The sequence below is a fragment of the Streptomyces sp. H51 genome, assembly GCF_035656535.1.
Lineage (GTDB): Bacteria > Actinomycetota > Actinomycetes > Streptomycetales > Streptomycetaceae > Streptomyces.
In genome coordinates this window covers 367,823-381,191 of the sequence record NZ_JAYMHD010000087.1, presented here as the reverse complement: position 1 = coordinate 381,191, position 13,369 = coordinate 367,823, and the positions used below count along the sequence as shown (strand labels likewise).

The window sequence follows — 13,369 nt, the reverse complement described above, 5'->3', positions numbered from 1 at the left end:
CCCGCGCTCACATACGCGGGCCACACGACCACGAGGATCGCAAGGATCACAACGAACGGTCACGCAGCGGCTGCGGGCGCCCGCGGGTCAGTCGGCGATCGGCAGGTACACCCGGTTCCCGTTCGCCGCGAACTCCTTCGACTTCCGCAGCATCCCCTCGGCGACCTCCTCGGGCGACGCGCCCTCGGCCACGTCCCCGCCGAACCGTTCCGCGATGCTCTGGCTGATCTTCATGGAGCAGAACTTCGGCCCGCACATCGAGCAGAAGTGGGCGGTCTTGGCGGGCTCCGCAGGCAGGGTCTCGTCGTGGAACTCCCGTGCCGTGTCCGGGTCGAGGGCGAGGTTGAACTGGTCCTCCCACCGGAACTCGAAGCGGGCGTCGGACAGGGCGTCGTCCCACTCCTGCGCACCCGGGTGCCCCTTGGCGAGGTCGGCCGCGTGGGCGGCGATCTTGTAGGTGATGACGCCGGTCTTGACGTCGTCGCGGTTGGGCAGGCCCAGGTGTTCCTTGGGGGTGACGTAGCAGAGCATGGCCGTGCCCCACCAGGCGATCATCGCGGCACCGATGCCGGAGGTGATGTGGTCGTACGCCGGCGCGATGTCCGTCGTCAGCGGGCCGAGCGTGTAGAACGGGGCTTCGTCGCAGATCTCCTGCTGGAGGTCGATGTTCTCCTTGATCTTGTGCATGGGGACGTGACCCGGGCCCTCGATCATGGTCTGGACGTGGAAGCGCTTCGCGATCCGGTTGAGCTCCCCGAGCGTGCGCAACTCCGCGAACTGCGCCTCGTCGTTGGCGTCCGCGATCGAACCCGGCCGGAGGCCGTCACCCAGCGAGTACGTGACGTCATAGGCGGCGAGGATCTCGCAGAGTTCCTCGAAGTTCTCGTACAGGAAGCTCTCCTTGTGGTGCGCGAGGCACCAGGCGGCCATGATCGAGCCGCCGCGCGAGACGATGCCGGTCTTGCGGTTCGCCGTCAGCGGCACGTACGGCAGGCGCACACCCGCGTGGACCGTCATGTAGTCGACGCCCTGCTCGGCCTGCTCGATGACGGTGTCCTTGTAGATCTCCCAGGTCAGTTCCTCGGCCTTGCCGTCGACCTTCTCCAGGGCCTGGTACAGCGGCACCGTGCCGATGGGGACGGGGGAGTTGCGCAGCACCCACTCGCGGGTGGTGTGGATGTTGCGGCCGGTGGAGAGGTCCATGACCGTGTCGGCGCCCCAGCGGGTCGCCCAGGTCATCTTCTCCACCTCCTCCTCGATGGAGGACGTGACCGCGGAGTTGCCGATGTTGGCGTTGACCTTCACCAGGAACCGCTTGCCGATGATCATCGGCTCGATCTCCGGGTGGTTGACGTTGGCGGGCAGCACCGCGCGCCCCGCGGCGATCTCCTCACGGACCACCTCGGCGGAGACGTTCTCCCGGAGCGCCACGTACTCCATCTCCGGCGTGATCTCACCCCGCCGCGCGTACGCGAGCTGGGTGACCGCCTTGCCGTCCCGGCCGCGGCGCGGCTGGCGCGGCCGCCCCGGGAAGACGGCGTCGAGGTTGCGCAGTCCGCCGCGCGGCGAGGTGTGCTTGATCCCGTCGTCCTCGGGGCGTACGGGGCGGCCCGTGTACTCCTCGGTGTCACCACGGACGACGATCCAGTTCTCCCGCAGCGGCGGCAGGCCCCTGCGGACATCGGTGACGACGAGTGGATCGGTGTACGGGCCCGATGTGTCGTACAGCGTGACCGACTGCCCGTTGGTGAGGTGCACCTGACGGACGGGCACCCGCAGATCGGGGCTCGAGCCCTCGACGTACGCCTTGTGCCAGCCGATGGATGTCCCGGCCTCCCCGTCGATCTGGTCGGAGGCAGGCGTGCGTGCGTCCTTGCTGGTCATGAGACCTACTCCCTACGCCGGCATTACCCGGTAACAGGTTCGGCGGTCGACGCAGCGGTTTCCGTCGATGGACGTTCCGTGTGCAACGTCACTCGACTTCGGTGACGTTCCACGTGAAACATCGCTGGGACGGAGGTCAGCGCCCTCTCAGCCCGGTGCTCCGAGCTCCCGCGTGTACAAAAGGTGACTCCACGCTAGCGTCAACCCGGGCGCGGTGAACAGAGGCCCCCTGTCGTCCTTGCGATGATCGGGCGGTGACCACGACACCGCAGTACCCGTTTCCGCCACCCGATCCGCCACCCGGCCCGCCACCCGGTCCGCCGCACCGGCACGAGGGCGGTCACGGCCGTGGATCCGGCCCCGATCATGGCCACGGCCACGATCACGGGCCTGGGCATGAGCCTGGGCCTGGGCATGGGCACGATCAGGGGCAGGGGCGCGGCCACGGGTCAGGGGTCGGAGGCGGAGGCGCACACGGTCACTCGCACAGCCACGGCCCCGCCGCGCCCGTCTCCCGGCATCTGCGCAAGGTCATCGCCGCGATCCTGATCCCGTTCGCCGCGGCCGTGCTGGTCGGGCTCGCGGTGCTGTGGCCCGGGGGTGCGCCGTCGCACGAGCGCACCGGCGTCGGCTTCGACCGGCAGACCCAGCAGGCGACGGTCGTCAAGGTGGTGAACCTGAGCTGCGGGTCGGTGAACGCCTCGGGCTCCACGCCGACCGGCGACCCGGCGACCGCCGGGGGCTCCTCGGCCCGGCAGCAGGCGAACGGCGACTGCCACAAGGCCACCATCCGCGTCGACACCGGCAAGGACAAGGGCCGGACGTTCACCGAGATCGTGCAGCCGGACCAGTCGCGGCAACTGCACCAGGGACAGCAGGTCGTGGTCGCCTACGAGCCCTCGGCGCCCAAGGAACTGCAGTACGCGGTCGCCGACGTCGACCGCAGGTTCCCCATGGCCCTGCTCGCCGGCATCTTCGCGCTCGCCGTCGTGGTGGTCGGCCGGATGCGGGGCGTCATGGCGCTGATCGCGCTGGCCGTGAGCTTCCTGGTGCTGACCCTCTTCATTCTCCCGGCGATCCTGGAGGGGTCGAATCCGCTGGTCGTGGCGGTGGTCGGGTCCAGCGCCATCATGCTGATCGCCTTGTACATGTGCCACGGCCTGTCGGCCCGTACGTCCGTGGCGGTCCTGGGCACGCTGCTCTCGCTGCTGCTGATCGGCGTCCTGGGCTCGGTGTTCATCGGATGGGCCGCACTGACCGGCAACACGGATGACAACACCGGTCTGATCCACGGCCTGTATCCGTCGATCGACATGAGCGGTCTGCTGCTGGCCGGCGTCATCATCGGCTCCCTCGGTGTCCTCGACGACGTGACGGTCACGCAGACCTCGGCCGTGTGGGAACTGCACGAGGCCAACCCCTCGATGGGCTGGCGCGGGCTGTACCGCGCGGGCATCCGCATCGGCCGCGATCACATCGCGTCGGTCGTCAACACGCTCGTCCTCGCCTACGCGGGCGCCGCGCTGCCGTTGCTGCTGCTGTTCTCCATCGCGCAGAGCAGCGTGGGGACCGTCGCCAACAGCGAGCTGGTCGCGGAGGAGATCGTGCGCACGCTGGTGGGCTCGATCGGGCTGGTCGCCTCGGTGCCGGTCACCACGGCTCTCGCCGCCCTGGTCGTCTCCGCGGACCGTCGGGGATCGGAGGGGGCGACGGCCGGCGCCGCTCCGGCCCAGGCCCGCTCCGGCACGGGCAGAGGCAGGCGCCGCAAGCGCTGAGACCGGGGCTCGGACCGGACTCGTGGTGCTCCCGGGCCGACGGTGGCCGCGGAGGGGCATGAGGTCTGCGAGTCGGCCTGCTGGGAGGGCGGCTGTCGATGCCCCGGCACACGGCCAGGAGAAGCGTTCCTGCACAGTTTCCTGGCCCATGTCGCAGCGTTCCGCCGACTCGGTGCGCCCTGCCTCCGTCGTACCGCTTCAGCCCGCGCTCTGTTCCGCCAGGATGCGGTCCAGCGCCTCGTCGAGGTGGGCGTCGAAGTCGGCGAGCGAACCTTCCTGGCCGAGCGGCACCAGCTTGTCGGTGCGGTCGAGGAAGGCGATGAGCGGCGCCGTCGACGAGCGGAACAGCGCCTGGTCCCGGCCCACCTGGAGCCGGATCAGAACGTCGCTCAGCGACTCCGGGTCGGCGGGCGAGATGCGCACATCGCCGTCGCCGCAGGGCCGTCCTACCCCGTCGATCATCAGTTCCCGGCCGAACGCCCAGGTCACCGGGGCGTCACCCGGCAGATGGAAGGTCAGCCGCACGGCGTAGGGATCGTACGTCTCGTAACGCAGCTCCACCGGGATGCGGAAGGAGAGCTCCTCGGACACGAGAAAGCTCATCATGACCTCTGCCTGTACGGACTCGCGCATCGCCTACCCCGTCTTGTGACGCCGACTGGCCGGGAATGATCCCCCCGACCCTGCAGGCATCTTGCTCAACGTGTACACCAGATCACAAGGAGTGAGTTTTCAGATACTGATAGACCGGCCCGGAGACCTCAGCAACCGGCCCACTTCGCTCTGCAGTTGCTGCACGGCCGACTCCAGTCGGTCGGCCTGATCGCAGGGCATCGAGATGGCCATCGTCGCGGCGATCGTGCCCACGGTGACCGGGATCGCCGCGCACACCGTGCCGAGGGCGTACTCCTGCCGTTCCGTCACCGGCTCCCGGGGACCGATGCGTTCCAGCCTGCGGAGCAGGGCCTGGTTGTCGCGCACCGTGTAGGGGGTGACGGGACGCACCGGGTAACGCTCCAGGTGGTCGCGACGGGCCTGCTCGTCCAACTGGGCGAGCAGGCACTGACCGATCGCGTGCGCGTGCCCGGTCTCACGGAAGTCGGCCCCCTCCGCCACCGCCGGATTTTCCGAGTTGTCCGAAACGCCCAGCATCTCGATCTCACCGTCCTGGTAGACGGCGTAGTACACGGGCACGCCGATGGCGTCGTGACAGCGGGCCAGCACCTCGGCGACCGTGCCGCGACGTTTCTGCTCGGCTCCACTGCCGCCCAGCCGCCCGGCCGCCTCCCCGAGGAAGAACAGACCTCTGTCACGGCGCAGATAACCCTCGTGCACCAGGGTGCGCAGCAGGTGGTAGGCCGTGGGCAGCGCCAGACCGGTCTCGCGGGCCAGTTGCTTGGCGGGGGCTCCCTGCTCGTGCTCGGCGACGCGTTCCAGCAGGCGCAGCGCGCGCTGGACGGACCCGATGAGGGTGCCCGCCTGCGACGGTGCGCCGGACACCGCGGGGTGCGGCGCCGCGGGCACCGGCTGCGAGGAATTCTGCGAGGAGTTCTGTGCGGGGGCCTGTCGCTGAGCCTGCGAGGGGGGCGAGGGAGTCCGCGGGGACCGAGATGTGGACCGCGGGGACCGTGGCGGGGTCCGTGGGGGCTGCGTCGGCGTCCTCGGGGGCTGTGAGGGGGGTCGTCGAGGCTGGGTCGGTGTCCGTGGCAGTTGCGAGGACGTTCGCGGCGGATGTGCCGCGGAGCGGTCCTGCTCGGCGGGGCCCGGCTGTTCCGGGGGCCGGACGCGGTGTGCGGAGGAGATCACGGCCGACCGGTCCGGAGCCGGTGGTGCGTGGGGGACGGTGAGTGCGGTGTCTACCGTGGCCAAGGGTCACTCCCGAAGCGCGAGGGGGGAGCCCGTGCGGGGGAAACACGGGAGGGGTGTGCGCCGTTCGCGGGGTGGCCCCGCGTCGAGTTCCGGACTCTAACCGCCCGCCACCGCTTGCGGACCGCCTGCCGGGAAAACTTCCCTCGCGCGAGGGAACCGGTGATTCCTGTTACCGCTCACCGGCTCCCGGGGCCCTCACCAGTCGCCGCGCGAGGAGGAACTCGACGTGAACTTGCGCACCACGTAGACCAGTCCGCCCACCAGCGCCACGAAGACCAGCACCTTGAACAACAGCCCGATGACGAAGCCCACGACGCTGGCTATCAGCCCGCCGAACACGACCAGGGCGATGACCGGCACCGCTACCCACTTCACCCACCACGGCAGTCCCGCGAAGATCTCTCCCATCGCCTCTGTCCTTGCCTCTCCGCCCACTGCCTGGAGCAGGGGACGATCCGATGTCCTGCTCTCGATGCTAGGACGGACGGGGTCCCGGCGGAGGGCTCGCGCCCCTTGTCCTCCCCTGACTGATCCCCTAGGGAGCCCCGAGAGGACGGGTCGACCCGCGGGAGGGGCCGGCTTTCCGGCGGGTCAGCTCTCCGGAGGTCTCCCGAGGTCTCCGGGGGTCAGCTCTCCGGAGGTCTCCGGGGGTCAGCTCTCCGGCGGGGAGAACACCACGAGCACCCGCAGGTCCTCGCTGATGTGGTGGAACTTGTGGGCGACTCCGGCCGGCACGTACACCACGCTGCCGCGCGCCACCTCCGTGGTCTCCAGGCCGACGGTGATCGAGGCGCGGCCGCTCACCACGAAGTAGACCTCGTCCTGGCGGTGCGGCTGCTGCGGATCGTGCTCGCCCGCGTCGAGCGCGTACAGGCCGACCGACATGTTCCGCTCGCGAAGAAACTGCAGGTAGGCGCCCTCGTTGGCGGCGCGCTCCGCCTCCAGTTCGTCCAGCCGGAATGCCTTCATCGCCCTTGCCGCCCTCATCACGCTGCTCGTATTCGGTCCTGTCTGCCACGATCAGACACATGAAGAATTTCGTAGTCAAGACGATCGCCAACGCGGGTGCCCTGGCGGTCGCCGTCTGGCTGCTCGACAAGATCACCCTCACGGGGGACAGCACGGGCAAGAAGGCAGGCACCCTGATAGTGGTAGCGCTGCTCTTCGGCCTGGTGAACTGGCTGGTCAAGCCGGTCCTCAAGCTCCTCAGCCTGCCCCTGCTCGTCCTGACGCTCGGCCTGTTCACCCTGGTCGTCAACGCTCTGATGCTGCTGCTGACCTCGTGGCTGGCCGACGGGCTCGATCTCAGCTTCCACGTCGAGGGCTTCTGGACCGCCGTCCTCGGCGGCCTGATCATCTCGATCGTCTCCTGGGCGCTCCACGTCGTCCTGCCCGACGAGGACTGAGCGTGCGATGACCTACCGCGTCTGCTTCGTCTGCACCGGCAACATCTGCCGCTCCCCGATGGTCGAGGCCGTCTTCCGCGCCCGCCTGGCCGAGGCCGGGCTCGACGGTCTGGTCGAGGCCGAGAGCGCCGGGACCGGCGGCTGGCACGAGGGCGAGGGCGCCGACCCGCGCGCCGCCGCCGTCCTGGAGGACAACGGTTACGCGAACGAGCACACCGCCCGACAGTTCCAGCCGTCCTGGTTCGACCGGCTCGACCTCGTCGTCGCCCTGGACTCCGGCCACCTCACGGCCCTGCGCCGCCTCGCGTCCACTCCGAAGGACGTGGCGAAGGTGCGGCTGCTGCGCGCGTACGCCCGCCCCTCGCCCGGTCTCCAGCCCTCGGCGAGTGGATCGCCCGCGCCTTCCGACGAGGCCGGCGACGACCTCGACGTGCCCGACCCGTACTACGGGGGCAGGGACGGCTTCGAGGAGTGCCTGGAGATGGTGGAGACGGCGTGCGAGGGCCTGCTCGCCGCGGTGCGCGAGCACCTGGAAGGACGCGCGGCATGAACGGCTCCGGCACGGGCTCGGGCGGCGGCGGAGAGGGCACGCGCGCGGTGCGGGCCGGTCTGCCCGAGCCGGTGAAGTACGAGCCGACGCTGCCCGGTCCGGTGTTCGCCGCCCACTTCCACCTGCCGGGCGACCCGACCGGCCCGTACACCTACGGCCGTGACGAGAACCCGACCTGGACGCTGCTGGAGCGTGCCGTCGGCGAGTTGGAGGCGCCCGGTCAGGACGGGGTGGAGACGCTCGCGTTCGCCTCCGGTATGGCCGCGATCTCGTCGGTGCTGTTCTCCCAGCTGCGCGCCGGGGACACGGTCGTCCTGCCCAGCGACGGCTACCAGGCGCTGCCCCTGGTGCGCGCCCAGCTGGAGGCGTACGGCATCGAGGTGCGCACCGCGCCGACCGGGAACGACGCCCAGCTCGACGTCCTCGACGGCGCGCGGCTGCTGTGGCTCGAAACCCCCTCCAACCCCGGGCTCGACGTGTGCGACGTCCGGCGCCTGGCCGCGGCCGCACACGCGCGCGGCGCCCTGGTCGCGGTCGACAACACGCTCGCGACGCCGCTGGGGCAGCGCCCGCTGGAGCTCGGTGCCGACTTCTCGGTGGCCAGCGGCACCAAGCAGCTCACCGGGCACGGGGACGTACTGCTCGGTTACGTCGTCGGCCGCGACGCCGAGGCCATGTCCGCGGTCCGGCGCTGGCGCAAGATCGTCGGCGCGATCCCGGGGCCCATGGAGGCCTGGCTCGCGCACCGTTCGCTCGCCACGCTCCAGCTGCGGGTGGACCGGCAGTGCGCCACGGCCCTGGCGGTCGCCGAGGCCCTCCGGGAACAGCCGGAGGTGAGCGGTCTGCGCCATCCCGGGCTGCCCGGCGATCCCTCGCACGCCGTCGCTTCCCGGCAGATGCGCCGCTACGGGTGCGTGGTCTCCTTCACGCTGCCCACACGGGCGCGGGCCGAGCGGTTCCTTCAGGCGCTCCGGCTCGTGGACGAGGCGACGAGCTTCGGCGGGGTACGGTCCACGGCCGAGCGGCGCGGACGCTGGGGCGGGGACGCGGTGCCGGAGGGGTTCATCCGCCTGTCGGTCGGGGCCGAGGACCCGGAGGATCTGGTGGCGGACGTACTGCGCGCGGTGCGGGAATCGGCGGCGTGAACGCGGTCCCGGACGCCCCGCCCGGCATCCCGGGCGGCGTCCGCTGCGGACGGCGGAGGGCGGACGGTCCGAGCCTCCCCCCTCGTGGCTCGGACCGTCCTCGGTTCCGCGCGCGAAGAACCGCGCGACCAAGGCTAGTTGACTCTGTGTCAGTGTCCAATCACGGTAGCGACAGCGACCTATCGACATATTTATAGTTGGGCCCTGCCTCAAGGCCGGGAGAAGGGCAGGGAAAGAGGAGGACAGCCCATGGATCTGGCCTTGCTGCGCACCTTCGTGACCGTGCACCGGGCCGGCTCCTTCACCCGCGCCGCCGCGCTGCTCGGTCTGTCGCAGCCGGCCGTGACCTCACAGATCCGCACCCTCGAACGGCAGCTGGGCCGTCCCCTGTTCCTGCGCCAGGCCCGCGGAGTGACGCCGACGACCATCGGCGACGAACTCGCCCACAAAGCGGCTCCGCATCTCGACGCCCTGGTCGAGATCGCCGAAACCGGACTCGACGACGAGTCCTACCTGCGCAGTCTGCACCTCGCCGGGCCACCCGAGTTCACCGCCGAACGCGCGCTGCCCGCCCTCACCGAACTGACCGGGGAGGACGGCCAGGGATTCGCGTTGCGCTCCTCCTTCGGCACCGCCGAGGAGGTCCTGGAAGGGCTGGCAGCCGGGCATCACGATCTGGCCATCAGCACGGCCCGCCCGCGCGGGGCGCTGCTCACGGCGACTGCGCTGTGCGACGAGGAGCATGTCCTGGTCGCCGCGCCGGGCCGGGCCGAGCAGACAGGCCGGGCCGAGCAGACAGGCGCCGAGACAGCCCGCCACACCGGGGCGCCCGCGCTGAAGGACGTCCCCGTGATCGAGGTGCACGAGTCGCTGCCCTTCGTCTCCCGCTACTGGGCCTCCGTCTTCGACTCCCGTCCCGCCGCTCCCGGCACGGTCATCGTCCCCGACCTGCGCGCGGTCCTCGCCTGCGCCGTCGCGGGCGCGGGGCTGGCAGTGCTGCCCCGCTATCTGTGCGAGGCGGCTCTGGAGCGCGGTGACATCGTCGCCCTGCACGAGCCGGCCGTGCCTCCGCTGCGGACCTACTTCCTGGCGGTCCGGACGGGCACGCTGGCGATGCCGCACATCGCGCGGGCACACGATCGGCTGCTGCGGGCCGCGGCGGACTGGTGCTGAGCAGAGCCGCTCCGGCCGTCACCGGGAGGGCTCGCCCGGTGACGATATGCGATGTTTCACGTGGAACGATACGGGCCACATTCCTCCCATGACCGTCCGACCCGTGGTCAAGCGCACCGCCCGTGCCGTCCTGCTGGACGGTGACGACCTGATCCTGATCAAGCGCACCAAGCCCGGCGTGGACCCCTACTGGGTCACTCCCGGTGGCGGGGTGGAGCCCGGGGACACGACCGTCGTCGACGCCCTGCACCGCGAGGTGTACGAGGAACTCGGCGCCAAGATCACCGACGTGGTGCCCTGCTTCGTCGACACCGTCGAGCACATCGGCGAGGACGGCGGCGCGACCGGCGTGAAGGTGCAGCACTTCTTCGTCTGCCGCCTGGAGTCCATGGACACCTCCCTGCGGCACGGCCCGGAGGTGGACGAGCCCGCAGGCGAGTACGAGATCGTCCGTGTGCCGTTCACCCGTGTCGGGATCGCCTCCGTCCATCTCGTCCCGTTGTCGCTGCGGCACTATCTGGACGGCAACATCGAGGGCGTACGCGCCATGCACGCCCCGGACCTCGGCTGACGTACCGCCCGCGATCTCGGCCTCCGCCCCGCGCTGAGCGCTTCCGCCGGATCCGCCGCCCCGGTGAACGACAGGAAAGTGGTGGACGCCGAGGTGGCCCGTCGGACAGCCTGGCCCGCGTGCCGACTTCTTCCCTCCCCGCTCTGCCCATCCGCCGGCTGACGCTCCGCGATCTCACCGCCTGCGCCGACCTGTCCGAGGACCGGGGGTGGCCTCGTGAGGAGCACAAGTGGGGCCTGCTCCTCACCGCCGGGACGGCTTACGGCATCGACGACCCCGGCGGGGGTCTCGTCACCGCCTGCGTCGTCACCGAGTACGGGCCGCGGGACCGGCCGGAACTGGGCGCCGTAGGCATGGTGCTGGTGGCCCGACGGCATGCCCGCCAAGGCGTGGGCCGCCGACTGATGAGGCACGTCGTCACCACCCTGGGCACCACCCCGCTGACCCTGCACGCGACCCCGAACGGCCGCCCGTTGTACGAGGAACTCGGCTTCGAGGTCACCGGCCGGGCCGAGATGCTGCGCGGGCGCTTCACGCCCGGCGGACCGGTGCCCGAGGTCACCACCCGCGCCGCCACCGCCGAGGACCTCACCGCGATCCTGCGGCTCGACGCGGAGGTGTTCGGCGTCGACCGCACGCACCTCATCACGCGCCTGCCGGCCTTCGCCGACCAGATCCGGGTGGCCGAGGAGAACGGACGGCTCATCGGATACGCGGCCGCCTGGCCCAACATGGACACCCACGTCATCGGGCCGCTGATCGCCCGCGACACCGAGACGGCCGCGGCACTCATCACCTCCCTCGCCGCGCGCACCGACCGCCCCCTGCGCACCGACATCGACGTACGGCACGAGGCACTGCTGACATGGGTGAGGGCACGGGGGCTGGCGTCCGTCGCCTTCAACGCGGTCATGACCCACGGCATCCCGGACCTGCCCGGCGACTGGACCCGGCGCTTCGCTCCCCTGACGGTGGCGGCGGGCTGAACCGTGCCCGGCCGCCGTCAGCGCACCCGCATAGGGTGCTGCCCATGGGAGACCTTGCGATACGGCCCGCCACGGCGGACGACGTGCCCGCGATCGTCGCGATGCTGGCCGACGACCCTCTGGGCGCCCGGCGTGAGTCGCCGGACGATCTGAGCCCGTACCTGGCGGCCCTCGACCGCCTCACGTCCGACCCGCACCAGCATCTGGTCGTCGCCGAACACGAGGGCCGGGTCGTCGGCACCCTCCAGCTCACGATCGTTCCGGGACTGTCCCGGCGCGGCGCCACCCGGTCGATCATCGAAGCGGTGCGCGTCCACGCCGACGAGCGGGGCAGCGGACTGGGCACCCTGCTCATCGAGTGGGCGATCGACCGGTCCCGCCGTCTGGACTGTCAGTTGGTGCAGCTGACGTCGGACAGGACACGCAGCGACGCCCACCGTTTCTACGAGCGACTGGGATTCGAGCCCTCCCATCTGGGCTTCAAGCTCCAGCTCTGAACCCGCACCGAAACGGACGGGGCGTCTTGTTTCACGTGAAACAGGACGCCCCTCAGGCGCCACACCGGTTCACCGGGGGCGGATCACCCGTCAGCTGATACCCCGCCACCCGTCCGGGTCCACTCCGCCGGGTACGGAAGCCTCCTCGTCGTACGGCCGGCGCGTGAACACGAACGACCCGAGGTCCAGATGATCGACTGTCCCGTCCGGGCGCCGCACAGGCCTGAGCAGTTCGCCGGCGTAGTAGCCGTCGAGCCCGGTCCAGGTCCCGTCGCCGTTCGCCCGGAAGCGTGAGCGGCGGCCTCTCTCGGACAGCGGTTCCAGCGAGGCACCCCCGTCGGCCGTCAGCCGCAGGGCGAACGCCTGTGTCCCCCAGTACCAGGGTCTCGCCAGTTCCAGCGCCTCCGGGTCGACCTCCGGCATCGGCCGCCACGGTTCCGGGATGCGCGGCTCGGCCTCCGCGACGATGGCCACGAGATCGGCTCCGACCTCCGACAGATGGGGACCGGACGTGCAGTTGGCCAGCACCACCGCCGCGACGTCGTCCTCCACGCTGATGGTGAGGTTCGCCAGGAAGCCCGGCAGCGACCCGGAGTGCCCGACGAGTAGCCGGCCGTCCCGGCGCTGGATCTGCAGTCCGAGCCCGTAGGCGGCACCGTCCACCACGTCCGCGGGTTCCGGCGGGGCCGCGGGAGTCCGCATCTCCCGTACCGTCTCCTGGCTCAGCACCCGGTCGTCGCCGCGCGCCAGGAAGACGGCGAACCGTGCCAGGTCACCGGTGGTGGACCACAGTTGTCCCGCGGGCGCCATCCGTCCGAGGTTCTCGGAAGGCTCCGGCAGCAGCGCGTCGGCCCAGGGGTGGACGGCCCAGCCACCCGCGTGAGGAGACCTCGGTTGCACGGTCGTACGGTCCAGTCCCAGGGGCTGGAGCACTTCACTGCGCAGCACCTCCTCCCACGGAGCCCCCCGCAGCTTCTCCACGAGCGAGCCCAGCACGGTGTAGCCGGGATTGGAGTAGTGGAAGCGGCGGCCCACCGGATGCAGCAGGGGCCGTTCACCGAGGACGTCGGCGAGTTCGGGACGCAGCGACCCCGGGGTGCGCTCCCACCACGGGGCGGGCGACTCCGCGGCCAGCCCGCCGGTGTGGGCGAGGAGATCCGCGATCGTGGTCTCCCCCACTCCCGTGCCGGGCAGGTGTTTCTCCAGCGGATCGCCGAGGCCGAGCAGACCCTCGTCCCGCAACCGCAGCACCAGAACGGCCGTGAAGGTCTTCGTGATCGAGCCGATGCGGTACTGCACGTCCTCGTCGGGACCGTGCCCCTCCACCGAGGTCCGCGCACCGTGCCATACGGCTCGCCCGTCCCGTACCACTGCGGCGACCAGCGAGGGCGCGCGCCCCTCGGCCTGGGCCACGGCGATCCGGTGCACAAGTGCCCGGCGCGTGCCGGGGAGCAGGTCGAACTGAGGTGTCGTCATGCCCCCAGTCCATCCCGCGGGACACTCGGCCGTCGAG

Annotated in this window: 14 protein-coding genes and 1 riboswitch; of the genes, 8 read left to right on the top strand and 6 right to left on the bottom strand. The window is 70.9% G+C overall.

Annotation, left to right across the window (positions count from 1 at the left end; translation table 11 throughout):
* Positions 1-87 precede the first annotated feature (87 nt).
* Positions 88-1,884: a phosphomethylpyrimidine synthase ThiC gene (gene thiC / locus VKA29_RS35340; RefSeq protein WP_324790136.1), complete on the bottom strand. Its 1,797-nt coding sequence runs from the start codon at positions 1,882-1,884 to the stop codon at positions 88-90.
* A riboswitch (TPP riboswitch) is annotated at positions 1,877-2,066 on the bottom strand. Its footprint overlaps the gene before it by 8 nt.
* Positions 2,067-2,138: 72 nt before the next feature.
* On the opposite strand from thiC, the gene VKA29_RS35335 reads away from it, so the two are divergent.
* The gene (locus VKA29_RS35335) at positions 2,139-3,659 is read left to right on the top strand and encodes a YibE/F family protein (protein WP_324790135.1); all 1,521 of its coding nucleotides are present in this window, start codon (positions 2,139-2,141) and stop codon (positions 3,657-3,659) included.
* A gap of 198 nt (positions 3,660-3,857) precedes the next feature.
* Here VKA29_RS35335 and VKA29_RS35330 read toward each other — a convergent pair whose 3' ends face one another.
* The 4 genes from VKA29_RS35330 to VKA29_RS35315 form a co-directional block, all read right to left on the bottom strand.
* Entirely contained in the window at positions 3,858-4,292 is a 435-nt protein-coding gene (locus tag VKA29_RS35330; protein ID WP_324790134.1) for an SsgA family sporulation/cell division regulator, read from the bottom strand.
* A gap of 99 nt (positions 4,293-4,391) precedes the next feature.
* The gene (locus VKA29_RS35325; RefSeq protein WP_324790133.1) at positions 4,392-5,183 is read right to left on the bottom strand and encodes an IclR family transcriptional regulator; all 792 of its coding nucleotides are present in this window, start codon (positions 5,181-5,183) and stop codon (positions 4,392-4,394) included.
* Between the two features lie 540 nt (positions 5,184-5,723).
* Positions 5,724-5,936 carry a DUF5326 family protein gene (locus tag VKA29_RS35320; RefSeq protein WP_324790132.1) on the bottom strand — a complete coding sequence of 71 codons (213 nt, stop codon included), beginning with the start codon at positions 5,934-5,936 and terminating at the stop codon, positions 5,724-5,726.
* 243 nt (positions 5,937-6,179) lie between these two features.
* The gene (locus VKA29_RS35315) at positions 6,180-6,497 is read right to left on the bottom strand and encodes a cupin domain-containing protein (protein WP_324790131.1); all 318 of its coding nucleotides are present in this window, start codon (positions 6,495-6,497) and stop codon (positions 6,180-6,182) included.
* Positions 6,498-6,556: 59 nt separating this feature from the next.
* Here VKA29_RS35315 and VKA29_RS35310 point away from each other — a divergent pair, with 59 nt between their 5' ends.
* The 7 genes from VKA29_RS35310 to VKA29_RS35280 all read left to right on the top strand — a co-directional run bounded on the left by VKA29_RS35310 (position 6,557) and on the right by VKA29_RS35280 (position 11,856).
* Positions 6,557-6,934, top strand: a complete 378-nt coding sequence (locus tag VKA29_RS35310; RefSeq protein ID WP_324790130.1) for a phage holin family protein — start codon at positions 6,557-6,559, stop codon at positions 6,932-6,934.
* Positions 6,935-6,941: 7 nt separating this feature from the next.
* On the top strand, positions 6,942-7,484 hold the full coding sequence (locus tag VKA29_RS35305; RefSeq protein WP_324790129.1) for a low molecular weight protein-tyrosine-phosphatase: 543 nt from the start codon (positions 6,942-6,944) through the stop codon (positions 7,482-7,484).
* Positions 7,481-8,629, top strand: coding sequence for a cystathionine gamma-lyase (locus tag VKA29_RS35300; protein WP_324790128.1), 1,149 nt, complete (start codon positions 7,481-7,483; stop codon positions 8,627-8,629). The genes VKA29_RS35305 and VKA29_RS35300 overlap by 4 nt, the downstream gene beginning before the upstream one ends.
* Positions 8,630-8,878: 249 nt before the next feature.
* The gene (locus tag VKA29_RS35295) at positions 8,879-9,802 is read left to right on the top strand and encodes a LysR family transcriptional regulator (RefSeq protein WP_324790127.1); all 924 of its coding nucleotides are present in this window, start codon (positions 8,879-8,881) and stop codon (positions 9,800-9,802) included.
* Positions 9,803-9,890: 88 nt separating this feature from the next.
* Positions 9,891-10,373 carry an NUDIX hydrolase gene (locus VKA29_RS35290; protein WP_324790126.1) on the top strand — a complete coding sequence of 161 codons (483 nt, stop codon included), beginning with the start codon at positions 9,891-9,893 and terminating at the stop codon, positions 10,371-10,373.
* A gap of 119 nt (positions 10,374-10,492) precedes the next feature.
* Positions 10,493-11,359 carry a GNAT family N-acetyltransferase gene (locus tag VKA29_RS35285; RefSeq protein WP_324790125.1) on the top strand — a complete coding sequence of 289 codons (867 nt, stop codon included), beginning with the start codon at positions 10,493-10,495 and terminating at the stop codon, positions 11,357-11,359.
* Positions 11,360-11,403: 44 nt separating this feature from the next.
* Positions 11,404-11,856, top strand: a complete 453-nt coding sequence (locus tag VKA29_RS35280; protein WP_324790124.1) for a GNAT family N-acetyltransferase — start codon at positions 11,404-11,406, stop codon at positions 11,854-11,856.
* Between the two features lie 90 nt (positions 11,857-11,946).
* On the opposite strand, the gene VKA29_RS35275 is transcribed toward VKA29_RS35280, so the two are convergent.
* Entirely contained in the window at positions 11,947-13,332 is a 1,386-nt protein-coding gene (locus tag VKA29_RS35275) for a serine hydrolase domain-containing protein (protein WP_324790123.1), read from the bottom strand.
* Between the last annotated feature and the right edge of the window lie 37 nt (positions 13,333-13,369).